Origin of the sequence: Pandoraea sp. 64-18, from assembly GCF_001899225.1 — a bacterium.
Taxonomy (GTDB): domain Bacteria; phylum Pseudomonadota; class Gammaproteobacteria; order Burkholderiales; family Burkholderiaceae; genus Pandoraea; species Pandoraea cepalis.
Window position 1 is genome coordinate 41,174 of record NZ_MKVU01000019.1, and the last position, 13,131, is coordinate 54,304.

The following is a 13,131-nucleotide window of genomic DNA, read 5'->3' on the forward strand; positions in this document are numbered from 1 at the left end:
CGAATATTGCCGCATTTCGTGAAAGCGCTCTCATCCCATCAGTCGATCCGGCAACCACAGCGACAAGCCGGGCAACGCACAAATGAGGACCACGGCCAGCACCATCAACACCACAAACGGCATCACGCCCCACACGATGTCGCGCAACGCAATGTCGGGCGCCGTATTCTTGATGACGAAGATGTTGAGTCCTACGGGCGGATGAATCAACCCCAATTCCATGACGATCGTCATCACCACGCCGAACCACACCAGGTCGAAGCCGGCGGCCCGCAGCGGCGGCAGAATGATCGGCGCGGTCATCAGGATGATGCTTACCGGCGGCAGGAAGAAGCCGAGCACGACCACCATCAGCAGAATGGCCGTGAGCAGCACCCAGCGCGACAAATGCAGCCCCACGATCCATTGCGCCGCCGACTGGCTGATGTGCAGATAGCTCATTACGTACGAATAAAGCAGCGACATGCCGATGATGAACATGAGCATGGTCGACTCGCGCAACGTGCCGGTCAGAATCGGCGCAAGCTGACGCGGGTTCCACATCCGATAAATCACGGCGATGAGCCCGATCGCGAGCAGGCCGCCGAGGCCAGCCGTCTCCGACGGCGTGGCATAGCCGCCGTAGAGCGCCGCCATCACGCCGATGAGCAGCGTCACGAACGGCAGCACGCGCGGCAACAGCGCCAGCTTCTCGCGCATCGTGGCCGGCGGCTCGCTCGGGAACGGCGACGGCGTGCCGTCGCGGGCGAGGGCCACTTGCGCGCGCGCATACTCGTGTCGGTAGCGCCACGCCGCGTAGCAAGAGAAAAGCCCCACCAGCAGCAGCGCGGGCACGATTCCGGCGAGGAACAGCCGCCCGAGCGACTGCTCTGCGGCCACCGCGTAGAGAATCATCGTGATCGACGGCGGAAGCAGAATGCCCAGCGTTCCGCCCGCCGCGATGATCCCCGCGGCGAATCCCGGCGAATAGCCGCGCTGGCGCATCTCCGGAATCCCTGCACTGCCGATCGCGGAGCACGTCGCCGGGCTCGATCCGGCCATCGCGGCGAACAGCCCGCAGGCGAACACATTGGCGATGCCCAGACCGCCCGGAATCCGGCGCATCCACGCGTGCAATGCCAGATAGAGGTCCTGGCCCGCGCGTGACTTGCCGATGGCGGCCCCCTTCAGAATGAACAGCGGAATCGAAAGCAGCGTAATGCTCGCCATCTCCTCATAGACGTTCTGCGTGATCGTATCGAGCGACGAGACCGGCATGAAGCCGAGCATGAACGCCACCGCCACGGCCCCCAGGGCAAATGCGATGGGCATGCCCGAGAACATGGCGACGAGCGTCGCGCCACCATAGAGCAATCCGATACCGAGTTCGCTCATGCATGCCCTCCCGTACGATCCGATCCGAGCGGTGCGTCATGGCCCGCAGGTTTTCCCATTTCGCCGGCGCCAATCGCCACTTGCAACAGCAATTGCACCGTGAGCAACGTCATGCCGAAGGCCATCAGGCCATACGGAATCGACAGGGGCGGCCCCCACGTCGAACTGCTCGTCTGGCCATCGACATAGGCTTCCCAGAACAGCGTCCACGACTTCCATGCGAAAAAGCCGCAGAAAGCGAACGAGACCATGTCCACGCACCAGCGCCGCACCCGGTTCACGCGCGGCGAGAGCAAGGTCGTGATCGCTTCGATGCCGATGTGCCCACGCAAATGCTGCACATGCGCGGCTGAGACGAAGGTCGCGCCGACCAGCAGGAACACAGCGGCTTCGTCCTGCCAGTCGGTGGCGAGCTTGAGCACGTGCCGCGCGAACACGCTGTAACTGAGTACGAGCGCGGCCCCGACCAGCGCCAACATGCACACGACCATGAGCAGACGACTCACGCCCTGTAACAGGGCGTCGAGCCGCCGCAGCAGGCGAGTGCGTGCCGCCGCCGGTTCCGCGCTCACGGCGGCCCCACTCATGCAGGCACCTGCTGGGCGAGCGCGAGCAGTTTCGCGCAGGTGTCGGATCGGCCCGCGTAGTCCTTCCACGCGGTGCGTCGTGCGATGTCGCGCCACTTCATCACCGTTGCCTCGTCGAGGTCGTAGACCTTCGCGCCGGCCTTGGTATAGACGCTGGCGATCTGCGCATCGTCGGCCTTGGCGGCTTCGGTGCCGAACGACTCAAGTTCCGCCCCCACTTGCAGGATCGCCTGCTGTTGGTCCTTGGGCAGCTTGTCGAAGACCTGCTTCGACATCAACAGCGGTTCGAGCATGAACCAATACGACTTGTTGCGCCCGGTGGTCAGATGCTTCGATACCTCTTCGAGACGGAACGACATCAGGCTCGTCGACGAAGTCATCGCCGCGTCCATCGCGCCCGTCTGCATGGCGGCGTAGAGTTCGTTCGACGGCAGCGAAATGACGGCCGCGCCGGCCTCTTTGAGCATCATGTCCATCTCGCGGCTGCCGCCGCGCACCTTGAGCCCCTTGGCGTCGTCAGGCGAAACGAGCGGCTTGGCGCGGCTCGCAACGCCGCCTGCCTGCCAGACCCAGCTCACGATCACGACGTTCTTCTCCGCCAGCACATCGGTGAGCACCTTGCCGATCTCGCCGTGGCGCCACGCAGCGCCCTGCGCATAGGACGTCACCAGCCCCGGCATCAGCCCGATGTTGAGTTCGCGGACTTCGCCCCCGGCATAGGGCAGCGGATAGAGCGAAAGATCAAGGGCTCCGCGACGCAGCGCCGAGAACTGCGCATTAGTCTTCATGAGCGAACTGCCCGGATAGACCTGAAACTTCAGCGCGCCGTGGGTGCGCGTCTCGACTTCCTGCGCGAACTTGCGGCAGAGCCGATCGCGGAAGTCGCCTTCGGTGAGCGTGCCGCCGGGGAATTGATGGGAAATCTTGAGCGGGCCGGACTGCGCGAATGCGTTGCCCCATGGGCTGGCCAAGCCGCCGGTGGCGAGTGCCGATGCGGCACCGAGCATGAGTTGCCGCCGCAGCGGGGAATGATTTGTCTCCATGGCGTCTCCTGTCACTTCTGTCAGTGGTGAACCAGCGAAGCCCGGTGCCTGACATCGCCCGCTGCGGGTTTTGCTTCCCGCCGCGGGTGCACCACCGGTTCGCCGGCACTGCATGTACGGATGACTGCTTTGATTTTTGGTATTTCGAGTGCGCGAGTTGCCGCTCTCGGGATGAAATCGTATAGTCAATCCAGCATGGTGTATACAAATTGACCATCAAAATAATACATTTTCGGCGTATACCCCGATCTTCAAGGCGGGCTTCAAGCGTTACTTTGACAACCATGAATCCGATTGAGCCCCGTGCGACGGGACCGAAACACAACCCAGCGAGAGCGTCATGACCGTAAAACCGAAGCGATCGGAAGCGCTACGCCAGGCGATCGAGGAGAAGATTGCCGTGGGCGAGTACCCGCCCGGCATGCGTCTCGACGAAGTTGAACTGGCGAGCGCGTTCGGCGTGTCGCGCACGCCCCTGCGCGAGGCATTGATTCAATTGGCGTCGTCGGGGGTCATCGAGATTCGTCCTCGCCGGGGCGCCGTGGTCGCGCAGATCGACCCGCAGCGCTTATGCGAGATGTTCGAAGTGATGGCGGAACTCGAATCGATGTGCGGGCGCCTCGCCGCGCGCCGCATCACCGAAGAGGAACTGGCCGAATTGCGCGAGACGCACGAGGCCAGCCGGGCGGCGGCCGAGGCGCGGGACATCGACACTTATTACGAAGTCAACGCGCATTTCCACGCGTTGATTTATCAGGCCAGTCACAACACCTATCTTCAGGAAACGGCGTTGCAGCTGCACCGACGACTGCGCGTGTACCGCCGCTTGCAACTGCGCGTACGCGACCGGCCGAACCAATCGTTCTCCGAACATGACGCCGTGTTCCGCGCCATTGAAGCGGGCGATGCCGACGCGGCATCGGAACGGCTTCGCGGCCACGTCACCGTGCAGGGCGAGCGCTTCGCTGATCTGATGGCCTCATTGCGCGCGCTCGAGCGCAAGGCGAGCTGAAGCTTGCCCCAAAAGCCAACGGGCCGCCGGAGGAAACGTCTCCGGCGGCCCGTTGGCTGATTCTCTATGGCGCAGCGCCTGCCGACGCCTTAGGCGCGAGACCGCGCTGGCCGGCGGCGATACGCCCATACGAGCATGATGACGCCCGCGACGATCATCGGCATCGACAGCCATTGGCCCATCGACAGCCCGAACGAGAGCAAGCCGAGGAACGCATCGGGCTCACGCGTGAATTCCGCGAGGAAGCGGAAGACGCCGTAGCCCACCAGGAACATGGCGGACACCGCGCCCACTGGGCGCGCGCGTCGCGCGAAGAACCACAACAGCAGGAACAGCGCCACGCCTTCGAGCGCGAATTCGAACAACTGCGACGGATAGCGGGGCAGCCCGTGGAATTGCGCGAACACCGCCGCCATCGCCTGATCGGCCATCGCCTGCGGATGCGCCATCGCCCACTGAACGTCTTCGCCCGCCGATTGCGGGAACAACATTGCGAAGCGCGAATCGGGTGACGTCACGCGTCCCCACAATTCCCCGTTGATGAAGTTGCCCAGACGACCGGCAGCGAGCCCCAGCGGGATCATCGGTGCGATGAGATCGGTGCCTTCAAGCAGCGAATGGCCACGACGGCGAGTGAACAGCCACATCGCGACGAGCACGCCAAGGAACCCGCCGTGGAACGACATGCCGCCTTCCCACACCTTGAAGATGTCGATCGGATTCGCCAGATAAAACGCCGGCTTATAGAAGAGCACGTAGCCGAGACGTCCGCCAAGAATCACCCCGAGCACGCCATAGAACAGCATGTCGTCGAGATCCTGCACCTTCCAGCCTTGCGCGGCGATGGACGGCTGGCGCACGCGCACGCGCCCCACGACCAGGAACAGAATGAAGCCGACCAGGTACATCAGGCCGTACCAGCGGATGGCGAGCGGGCCGAGATGAATCGCGACCGGGTCGAATTGAGGATGAATCAGCATGGATCAGAAGAATCGATTCGTGAACAAAAGTTCCGTCGGAGGGCGGATGCGCTGTCAAGGCAACCCATTGCTGCCGTCGAGTGGCACGCCAGCGACAGCTCGCCTGGGCAACTGAACCGGCAGGCGTTGGGATGGGCAGCACAATACCACGAGCGCCCCCTATCGCGGCGGCCTGGCGGGCACCGCCAATCACAGCGACCTTCAGTTCGTCAGCGTTGCCCCCGGTGGGGTATGGGCCACCGCGCGCGCCGTTTCGAGAAATCCTTCGAGGACAGGGGTGACTTCGGCCGTACGCCAGAGCAGGCCCGTCTCGATGAGGGTGCTCGTCTCGCGCAGCGCGCGATAGGTCACGCCGGTGCGGCGCAGATGGCACAGCGATTGCGGCACCAGGGCCACGCCCATGCCCGCCGACACCAGGCTCACGATGGTCTGCATTTGAATGGCCTCCTGCCCCACGCGCGGCGTGAGGCCAAGTGCGGCGTAGCAGCCCATGATGATGTCGTAGAACGCCGGCGCCACGCGCCGTGGGAAGATGACGAGCGGCTCGTCGGCAAAGTCGGCCAGACTGACCGGGGCGCCCGGCTGGGCGTCGGCAGCGGTGTCGTCGCCGGCAGCCATGCCCCGCCCGGCCGGCAACGCCAGCATCAGCGGTTCGCGCACGATCGGCAGATAGGACAGTTCGTTGGCGTAACGGGCAGGCACCGGCGGGATGAAGAGGCCGGCGTCGATGCGTCCATCCATGAGCGCCTCGACTTGCACGTCGCTCGTCGCTTCGAGCAGTTGCAGACGCACGCGCGGATAGCGCTCGCCGAACTCGCGCAGCAGCGGCGGCAGAATGCCATAGTCCGCCGTGGAGACGAAGCCTAGCGAGAGCGTGCCGACCTCCCCATGCGCCAGCCCCTGTGCGAACGCGGGCAGCGCGTCGGCGTCCGCCAGAATGCGCCGTACCTCGGGCAGTAGTTGCCGGCCCACGGCCGTCAGCTCCACCGACCGGTTGGTCCGCACGAAAAGCGGGGCCCCCAACGACGCCTCCAGCGCCCGGATCTGCTGCGAGAGCGGGGGCTGGGTCATCGACAGACGCTGGGCCGCACGGCCGAAATGCCGCTCTTCGGCCACCGCGACGAAGTACCTGAGTTGACGTAGATCCATGATATGTTTTTCGACTCAATCCGAGTCAAATAATATATTTGACAAGCATTCAAGGAAAGACGAATCTTGATGCCCGGCCGACGCTGACGTGCCGCGCGGCCATGGCAGCTTCGCCCAGCCACGCGCAAGTCCAGACCGAATCCAGAGCGAATTCAGACCGAATGTCGCCTGGCGGCCGCGTATTCGTTCATCCCACAAGCACAGCGTTCCAGAGACGACCATGCCTCAATACCGTTCCCGCACCTCGACCCACGGCCGCAACATGGCCGGCGCCCGCGCCCTGTGGCGCGCCACCGGCATGAAAGACGACGACTTCGGCAAGCCGATCATCGCCGTGGTCAACTCCTTCACGCAATTCGTGCCGGGTCACGTGCACCTGCGCGATCTGGGCGCTGTGGTCGCCAAGGAGATCGAAGCGGCCGGCGGTGTAGCCAAGGAATTCAATACCATCGCCGTGGACGACGGCATCGCCATGGGTCACGGCGGCATGCTGTACTCGCTGCCGTCGCGCGAGCTGATTGCCGACTCGGTGGAATACATGGTCAACGCGCACTGCGCCGATGCCATGGTCTGCATCTCGAACTGCGACAAGATCACCCCGGGCATGCTCATGGCCGCCATGCGCCTGAACATTCCGGTCGTGTTCGTCTCGGGCGGCCCGATGGAAGCGGGCAAGGTCAAGAATGGCGACGGCCAGGTCATCGCCAAGATCGACCTGATCGACGCCATGATCAAGGCAGCCGACCCGAAAGTGAGCGACGCCGAAGTCGCGGAAATCGAGCGCAGCGCCTGCCCGACGTGCGGTTCGTGCTCGGGCATGTTCACCGCCAACTCGATGAACTGCCTGACCGAAGCCATTGGTCTCGCGTTGCCGGGCAACGGCACCATCGTCGCCACGCACGCCTGGCGCCGCGGGCTGTTCGAACAGGCCGGCCGTCTCGTGGTCGATCTGTGCCGTCGCTATTACCAGGAAGACGACGCCTCGGTGCTGCCGCGCAACATCGCGACCAAGGCAGCGTTCGAAAACGCCATGGCGCTCGACGTGGCGATGGGCGGTTCGACCAACACGGTGCTGCACCTGCTCGCCGCCGCGCAGGAAGCCGGCGTCGACTTCAAGATGGCCGACATCGACCGCATCTCGCGCAAGGTTCCCTGCCTGTGCAAGGCGGCCCCGGCGACCGACAAATACCACATTGAAGACGTGCACCGTGCGGGCGGCATCATCGGCATTCTGGGTGAACTCGCGCGCGGCGGGCTGCTCGATACGTCTTGCGGCAACGTGCACAGCGGCACGCTCGGCATCGCCATCGCGCAGTGGGATGTGGCCGCCGACGCGGGCGACAAGGCGCACACGTTCTACAGCGCCGCCCCCGGCGGTGTGCCCACGACCATCGCCTTCAGCCAGTCGTCGGTCTATCCCTCGCTCGATCTGAACCGGGAAACCGGATGTATCCGCGACAAGGAACACGCCTATACGAAGGACGGCGGCCTGGCCGTGCTGTACGGCAACCTCGCCGAGAAGGGCTGTATCGTGAAGACGGCCGGCGTCGACGAATCGCAGTGGGTGTTCACGGGCCGTGCGCGCGTGTACGAAAGCCAGGACGATGCCGTCGACGGCATCCTGGGCGATCAGGTCCAGCCGGGTGACGTGGTCGTGATCCGCTACGAAGGCCCGAAAGGCGGCCCGGGCATGCAGGAAATGCTGTACCCGACGTCGTACCTGAAATCGAAGGGGCTGGGCAAGACGTGCGCCCTGTTCACGGACGGCCGGTTCTCGGGCGGTTCGTCGGGTCTGGTGATCGGCCACGCCTCGCCGGAAGCGGCCGAAGGCGGCATCATCGGTCTGGTGGAAGACGGTGACGTGATCGAAATCGACATCACCCAGCGCAAGATGCATCTGGCCGTGTCCGACGACGAACTGGCGCGCCGCCGCGCCGCCATGCAAGCCCGTGGCGACCAGGCATGGCAGCCGGCGAATCGCGAGCGTGCGGTGTCGCAAGCACTGCAAGCGTACGCCGCGCTGGCCACCTCAGCCGACCGCGGCGCGGTGCGCGACCTGTCGCAACTGAAGCTGGGCAAGCGCGGATAACGCAAAGAATGCGCAACGAAAGCGCCGATTGAAGTGGTCGGTGCGATCGATGCGATCGGCGTGAATCACGGGAGCCGTCGCGTGCGGCGGCTCCCGCGCAGGACTTGACGTAAAGTGACGCAGTAGTGAAGCAGCAATGCCCTTGAGCGGCGCACCCGGACGACGGGCGTACCGCCGGCATGACAGCGTGATACAACAACGCTTGTGCGCGACGCTGCGGTAGCGTGTGGCGTGGTGCATCCCCACAGGAGACCGTCATGGCATTCAACCGTCGTTCGCGAAACGTCACGCAAGGCGTGGCCCGTTCGCCCAACCGCTCGATGTACTATGCGCTGGGCTACAAGGAAGAAGACTTCGACAATCCGATGATCGGCGTGGCCAACGGCCATTCGACGATCACCCCGTGCAACGCAGGGCTGCAGCGGCTGGCAGACGCCGCCGTCGACGCCATCAAGACCCATCAGGCCAATCCGCAGACGTTCGGCACTCCCACTATTTCCGACGGCATGTCGATGGGCACGGAGGGCATGAAGTACTCGCTCGTCTCGCGCGAAGTCATTGCCGACTGCATCGAGACCGCCGTGCAGGGGCAGTGGATGGACGGCGTGGTCGTGATCGGCGGCTGCGACAAGAACATGCCGGGCGGCATGATCGCGCTGGCGCGCATCAACGTGCCGGGCATCTATGTCTACGGCGGCACCATCAAGCCGGGCAACTGGAAGGGCAAGGATCTCACCATCGTCTCGTCGTTCGAGGCCGTGGGCGAATTCACCGCCGGGCGCATGACCGAGGCCGATTTCAAGGGCATCGAGAAGAATGCGTGTCCGTCGACCGGGTCGTGCGGGGGCATGTACACGGCCAACACGATGAGTTCGTCGTTCGAGGCGCTGGGCATGTCGTTGCTGTATTCGTCGACGATGGCCAACCCCGATCAGGAAAAGGTCGACTCGGCGGCCGAATCGGCGCGCGTGCTGATCGAAGCGGTCAAGAAAGATCTCAAGCCACGCGACATCATCACGCGCAAGTCCATCGAAAATGCAGTGGCGCTCATCATGGCCACGGGCGGTTCCACCAACGCAGTGCTGCACTATCTCGCTATCGCGCACGCTGCCGACATCGACTGGAGCATCGACGACTTCGAGCGCATTCGCGAGCGCGTGCCGGTCCTGTGCGACCTGAAGCCGTCGGGCAAGTACGTGGCGACAGACCTGCACAAGGCCGGTGGCATTCCGCAAGTGCTCAAGATCCTGCTCGACGCCGGCCTGCTGCACGGCGATTGCATGACGATCACGGGCAGGACCCTCGCGGAAGAACTCAAGGACGTGCCGTCGGTGCCGCGTGCCGACCAGCATGTGATCTTCCCCATCGACAAGGCACTCTACAAGGAAGGGCATCTCGCGATCCTCAAGGGCAATCTGGCGGAAGATGGCGCCGTCGCGAAGATCACGGGCCTGAAGAATCCGGTCATCACCGGCCCGGCGCGCGTGTTCGATGACGAGCAAAGTGCGATGGACGCGATCCTCGCCGACAGGATCCAGGCGGGCGACGTCCTCGTGCTTCGCTACCTCGGCCCGAAGGGTGGCCCGGGCATGCCGGAGATGCTCGCGCCGACGTCGGCAATCATCGGCAAGGGACTCGGCGAGACGGTCGGCTTCATTACCGATGGCCGATTCTCGGGCGGCACGTGGGGCATGGTCGTCGGGCACGTGGCGCCCGAAGCGTTCGTGGGCGGCACGATTGCCCTCGTGCACGAAGGCGACTCGATCACCATCGACGCGCACAAGCTGCTGCTGCAACTGAATGTGCCGGACGATGAACTGGCAAGGCGTCGCGCCGCGTGGAAGGCGCCCGCGCCTCGTTATACCCGGGGCGTCATGGCAAAGTATGCCGCACTGGCACAACCGGCCAACAAGGGGGCGGTCACGGGCTGACCTTGACGTTGGAACGCACGAACGGCACCGCTTGCCTCCCTGGCCACGGTGCCGTTTTTTCATGCACCTTTGTGCCGAGTCGCGCATTGTGCGCGCCGCCTTATAATGGCGCATCGATGCGCCTGCCCAACGTCGTCACCCATGGACGTCCAACTCACGCAGCCCCGCATCGGGATCTGTGAACGATCGGGGAGTATCGAATGAAGGCAAGCAACGGCAAGTCTGCCGGGGCGATGGTCGGTGCGTGGCTGTTGATCGCGGCGGGCGCTGCTCTCGCGCAGACAACCCCGCCGTCGCCGTCGGCCACGGGGGCGCAATACACGCAAAACGCCCAAGCCATGGAAAAGCTCGCCCGCGAGCGCAATTGCATGACCTGCCACGCCGTCGACCGGACGTTGCTCGCGCCGTCCTACCGGGACATTGCCAAACGTTACGAAGGTCAGCCTGGCGCCGCCGCCGATCTTGCACGAACCATTGCGGACGGCAGTCGCGGTAAATGGGGAAGTATTCCGATGCCCGCCAGCCCACAGCTCGCCCCGGGCGAGGCGAGCCGTCTGGCACGCTGGATTCTTGGCCTCGGACATTGAGGCGTCGGGCACTGAGGCCTCGGATGCACGGCCGTAAGCGTTGCTGCGCGTTACAGCATGGCCCGTCGGCAACCACCGCCCCTCGAGCGCTACGAACGAACCTGCTTCGCGACCTCTTCGATCACCGCCTGCCGGATTCGGTCCGGCAATTGCGCTTGCAAAGCGTCGGCGACCTGCTTGCCGATCAGTTGCACCAGCCAGGACGTCTGATCGATCAGTGCGTCGTGACAGCGGCGCTCCACCATCGTCGTGATTTCATCGGCCAGTTGCAGCGTGAGCCGGGCACTCACACGCTCGGCAAACACCGCGACATCGGCCGGCACACCCAGCTCGGCTGCCACCGGTGCCGGGTCAGGATCCGGCACCGGCGTTGCCTCCCCGGGGGCGAGCACTTCGGTCAGCGTGGGAATGCCGGGGTCCGTGCGCTCGGGCTCATTCGTCACGATCCGCCTCTCTGGTCGTAATTGTTGAGGGTGTAGCCGCGATCGCGGTAGAAACGATAGCGTTCGCGCGCACCGGACAATTCGTCCGGCGTGTCGCCCACGATCTCGACCACGCGTTCGAAGCGTGCGAAGTGCGTCGGCACGCTGCCCGCCAGATTCAGCAGCACCTGATGATGCTGCACCTCTTCATCGAGGGCGGCCAGCACGACGGGTGTCTGCGGGGCAAGCGGGTCCTGGGTGAAGCAATGCGGCACGAATTCGAGCGGCGAGAACGTCCACAGCGTCTGGTCGAACGCGCGCAGCACGTCGGGCTCACCGACGACCACGAGCGTTTGTCCGGCGCCGTAGACCTTGCGCGCGAACCGGCACGCGTAATCGAGCCGGTTCGCCACGTGCGTGTGGAAGTCGACGCGCGTCACCGGGCTTCGCGATCGATCAGGAATTGCGTAAGCAACGGCACCGGACGCCCCGTCGCCCCCTTGGCCGCCCCGCTCTTCCATGCCGTGCCGGCGATGTCGAGGTGGGCCCATTCATACTTCTCGGTAAAGCGCGACAGGAAGCAGGCTGCCGTCACGCTGCCGGCCGGGCGCCCGCCGATGTTCGCCATGTCGGCGAAGTTCGACTTGAGCTGCTCCTGATACTCCTCCTCGACCGGCAAACGCCAAGCCGTGTCGCCCGCCGTGCGACCTGCCGCGAGCAGTTCGTCGGCGAGCGCGTCGCTCTTCGAGAAGAGACCCGTGTTCACGTGACCAAGCGCGATGATGCAGGCGCCCGTGAGCGTGGCGACGTCGATCACGGCGGCCGGCTTGAAACGCTCGGCATAGGTGAGCGCGTCGCACAGGATCAGGCGGCCTTCGGCATCGGTGTTGAGCACTTCGATCGTCTGGCCGGACATGCTGGTCACCACGTCGCCCGGCTTCGTCGCACGCCCGCCCGGCATGTTCTCCGTGGCCGGCACGATGGCGATGACGTTGAGCTTGAGGCCCATCTCGGCGACGGCACGCATCGTTCCGAGCACAGAGGCCGCGCCGCACATGTCGTACTTCATCTCGTCCATGCCTTCACCGGGCTTGATCGAGATGCCGCCCGAGTCGAACGTCACGCCCTTGCCGACCAGCACGATCGGGGCCTGCTTGGCGGCGCCACCTTCGTACTTGAGCACGATGAACTGCGGCGGCTGCACCGACCCCCGGGCGACCGACAGGAACGAGCCCATCTTGAGCGCTTCGATCTGCTTCGGCCCGAGGATGTCGGCCTTGAGCTTGAACTCGCGCGCGAGCTTGCGGGCCGTATCGGCCAGATAGGTCGGCGTGCAGACGTTGCCCGGCAGGTTGCCCAGGTCCTTGGTGAGCGCCATGCCGTTGGCGATCGCCTCGCCGTGCCTGGCCGCGACCTTGGCCGCCTTCAGGTCCTCGGGCGCCACCGCGAAGAGCACCTTGCGCAGCGCAGTGTTGGCCGGCTCGGCCTTGCTCTTCATCTGTGTGAAACGGTAGGTCGCCTCGCGCAGGGCGAGGATCGAGGCGCACACGGCCCAGGCGGTGTCCCGCTTGGCCACCGCGGCTTGCGGCAGTGTCCAGATGGCATCGGACGCACGCGACGCCAGCACCGCGCGCGCGGCGGCGCGCGCGGCTTCGTTGAAGCCCTTGGGCGAGAACTGGTCTTCGCGGCCCAGACCGACGAACAGCACACGTGCCTGGCTCCATCCGGCGACCTCATGCAGCATCAGCGTGCTGCCGAGCTTGCCATCGAGTTCGCCACGCTTGACCATGCGGGCGAGCAGGCCCTTGCTGACGACGTCCAGCGCCTTGGCGAGCCCCGCGAGCGGCTGTTGCTCGAACACACCGACCACCAGACACTCCGTCTTGGCGTTGGCAAGGCCGGCCTGACCGGCCTTGGTCGAATCGAAGGCTTTTGTGCTAAAGTCCATCGCGCTTTC

General features: G+C 64.8%; 12 protein-coding genes. 4 read left to right on the forward strand and 8 right to left on the reverse strand.

Annotation, left to right across the window (positions count from 1 at the left end; all coding sequences use genetic code 11):
* Window positions 1-30 precede the first annotated feature (30 nt).
* From BGP02_RS16305 to dctP, 3 genes are read right to left on the reverse strand one after another with little or no spacing between them, the layout of a single operon-like run.
* Entirely contained in the window at window positions 31-1,374 is a 1,344-nt protein-coding gene (locus BGP02_RS16305) for a TRAP transporter large permease (RefSeq protein ID WP_017235569.1), read from the reverse strand.
* Window positions 1,371-1,961 (reverse strand): TRAP transporter small permease, encoded by a 591-nt coding sequence (locus BGP02_RS16310; protein WP_017235570.1) that lies wholly within the window; start codon window positions 1,959-1,961, stop codon window positions 1,371-1,373. Before BGP02_RS16310 ends, BGP02_RS16305 begins: the two co-directional genes overlap by 4 nt.
* Window positions 1,958-3,004, reverse strand: a complete 1,047-nt coding sequence (gene dctP / locus BGP02_RS16315) for a TRAP transporter substrate-binding protein DctP (RefSeq protein ID WP_286798852.1) — start codon at window positions 3,002-3,004, stop codon at window positions 1,958-1,960. The genes BGP02_RS16310 and dctP overlap by 4 nt, the downstream gene beginning before the upstream one ends.
* Before the next feature lie 340 nt (window positions 3,005-3,344).
* Between dctP and BGP02_RS16320 the strand changes: the two genes are divergently transcribed.
* A complete protein-coding gene (locus BGP02_RS16320) occupies window positions 3,345-4,016 on the forward strand; it encodes a GntR family transcriptional regulator (RefSeq protein ID WP_017235572.1) in 672 nt (223 codons plus the stop codon).
* Between the two features lie 89 nt (window positions 4,017-4,105).
* Here BGP02_RS16320 and lgt read toward each other — a convergent pair whose 3' ends face one another.
* Both lgt and BGP02_RS16330 read right to left on the reverse strand, forming a co-directional pair.
* Window positions 4,106-4,996: a prolipoprotein diacylglyceryl transferase gene (gene lgt / locus BGP02_RS16325; protein ID WP_130025181.1), complete on the reverse strand. Its 891-nt coding sequence runs from the start codon at window positions 4,994-4,996 to the stop codon at window positions 4,106-4,108.
* 201 nt (window positions 4,997-5,197) lie between these two features.
* Window positions 5,198-6,145 (reverse strand): LysR family transcriptional regulator, encoded by a 948-nt coding sequence (locus BGP02_RS16330; protein ID WP_017235574.1) that lies wholly within the window; start codon window positions 6,143-6,145, stop codon window positions 5,198-5,200.
* Between the two features lie 220 nt (window positions 6,146-6,365).
* Between BGP02_RS16330 and ilvD (BGP02_RS16335) the strand changes: the two genes are divergently transcribed.
* The 3 genes from ilvD (BGP02_RS16335) (at window position 6,366) to BGP02_RS16345 (ending at window position 10,752) form a co-directional block, all read left to right on the forward strand.
* A complete protein-coding gene (gene ilvD, locus BGP02_RS16335; RefSeq protein WP_286798853.1) occupies window positions 6,366-8,234 on the forward strand; it encodes a dihydroxy-acid dehydratase in 1,869 nt (622 codons plus the stop codon).
* A 257-nt stretch (window positions 8,235-8,491) separates the two neighbouring features.
* The gene (gene ilvD / locus BGP02_RS16340) at window positions 8,492-10,165 is read left to right on the forward strand and encodes a dihydroxy-acid dehydratase (RefSeq protein WP_261939045.1); all 1,674 of its coding nucleotides are present in this window, start codon (window positions 8,492-8,494) and stop codon (window positions 10,163-10,165) included.
* 200 nt (window positions 10,166-10,365) lie between these two features.
* Complete coding sequence (locus BGP02_RS16345) at window positions 10,366-10,752, forward strand: c-type cytochrome (RefSeq protein ID WP_017235577.1); 387 nt, start codon at window positions 10,366-10,368, stop codon at window positions 10,750-10,752.
* Between the two features lie 89 nt (window positions 10,753-10,841).
* On the opposite strand, the gene BGP02_RS16350 is transcribed toward BGP02_RS16345, so the two are convergent.
* Genes BGP02_RS16350 through BGP02_RS16360 form a run of 3 tightly spaced genes read right to left on the reverse strand, consistent with a single transcriptional unit; the run spans window position 10,842 to window position 13,122 of the window.
* A complete protein-coding gene (locus BGP02_RS16350) occupies window positions 10,842-11,195 on the reverse strand; it encodes a DUF2486 family protein (protein ID WP_261939046.1) in 354 nt (117 codons plus the stop codon).
* The gene (locus tag BGP02_RS16355; protein WP_017235579.1) at window positions 11,192-11,614 is read right to left on the reverse strand and encodes a DNA polymerase III subunit chi; all 423 of its coding nucleotides are present in this window, start codon (window positions 11,612-11,614) and stop codon (window positions 11,192-11,194) included. Before BGP02_RS16355 ends, BGP02_RS16350 begins: the two co-directional genes overlap by 4 nt.
* Window positions 11,611-13,122, reverse strand: a complete 1,512-nt coding sequence (locus BGP02_RS16360; protein WP_268567384.1) for a leucyl aminopeptidase — start codon at window positions 13,120-13,122, stop codon at window positions 11,611-11,613. Before BGP02_RS16360 ends, BGP02_RS16355 begins: the two co-directional genes overlap by 4 nt.
* Between the last annotated feature and the right edge of the window lie 9 nt (window positions 13,123-13,131).

What these genes read in the sequence shown, in the direction of transcription:
- BGP02_RS16305 (WP_017235569.1), bottom strand. Translation starts at nt 1,374, where the DNA reads ATGAGCGAACTCGGTATCGGATTGCTCTATGGTGGCGCGACGCTCGTC.
- BGP02_RS16310 (WP_017235570.1), bottom strand. Translation starts at nt 1,961, where the DNA reads ATGAGTGGGGCCGCCGTGAGCGCGGAACCGGCGGCGGCACGCACTCGC.
- dctP (WP_286798852.1), bottom strand. Translation starts at nt 3,004, where the DNA reads ATGGAGACAAATCATTCCCCGCTGCGGCGGCAACTCATGCTCGGTGCC.
- BGP02_RS16320 (WP_017235572.1), top strand. Translation starts at nt 3,345, where the DNA reads ATGACCGTAAAACCGAAGCGATCGGAAGCGCTACGCCAGGCGATCGAG.
- lgt (WP_130025181.1), bottom strand. Translation starts at nt 4,996, where the DNA reads ATGCTGATTCATCCTCAATTCGACCCGGTCGCGATTCATCTCGGCCCG.
- BGP02_RS16330 (WP_017235574.1), bottom strand. Translation starts at nt 6,145, where the DNA reads ATGGATCTACGTCAACTCAGGTACTTCGTCGCGGTGGCCGAAGAGCGG.
- ilvD (WP_286798853.1), top strand. Translation starts at nt 6,366, where the DNA reads ATGCCTCAATACCGTTCCCGCACCTCGACCCACGGCCGCAACATGGCC.
- ilvD (WP_261939045.1), top strand. Translation starts at nt 8,492, where the DNA reads ATGGCATTCAACCGTCGTTCGCGAAACGTCACGCAAGGCGTGGCCCGT.
- BGP02_RS16345 (WP_017235577.1), top strand. Translation starts at nt 10,366, where the DNA reads ATGAAGGCAAGCAACGGCAAGTCTGCCGGGGCGATGGTCGGTGCGTGG.
- BGP02_RS16360 (WP_268567384.1), bottom strand. Translation starts at nt 13,122, where the DNA reads ATGGACTTTAGCACAAAAGCCTTCGATTCGACCAAGGCCGGTCAGGCC.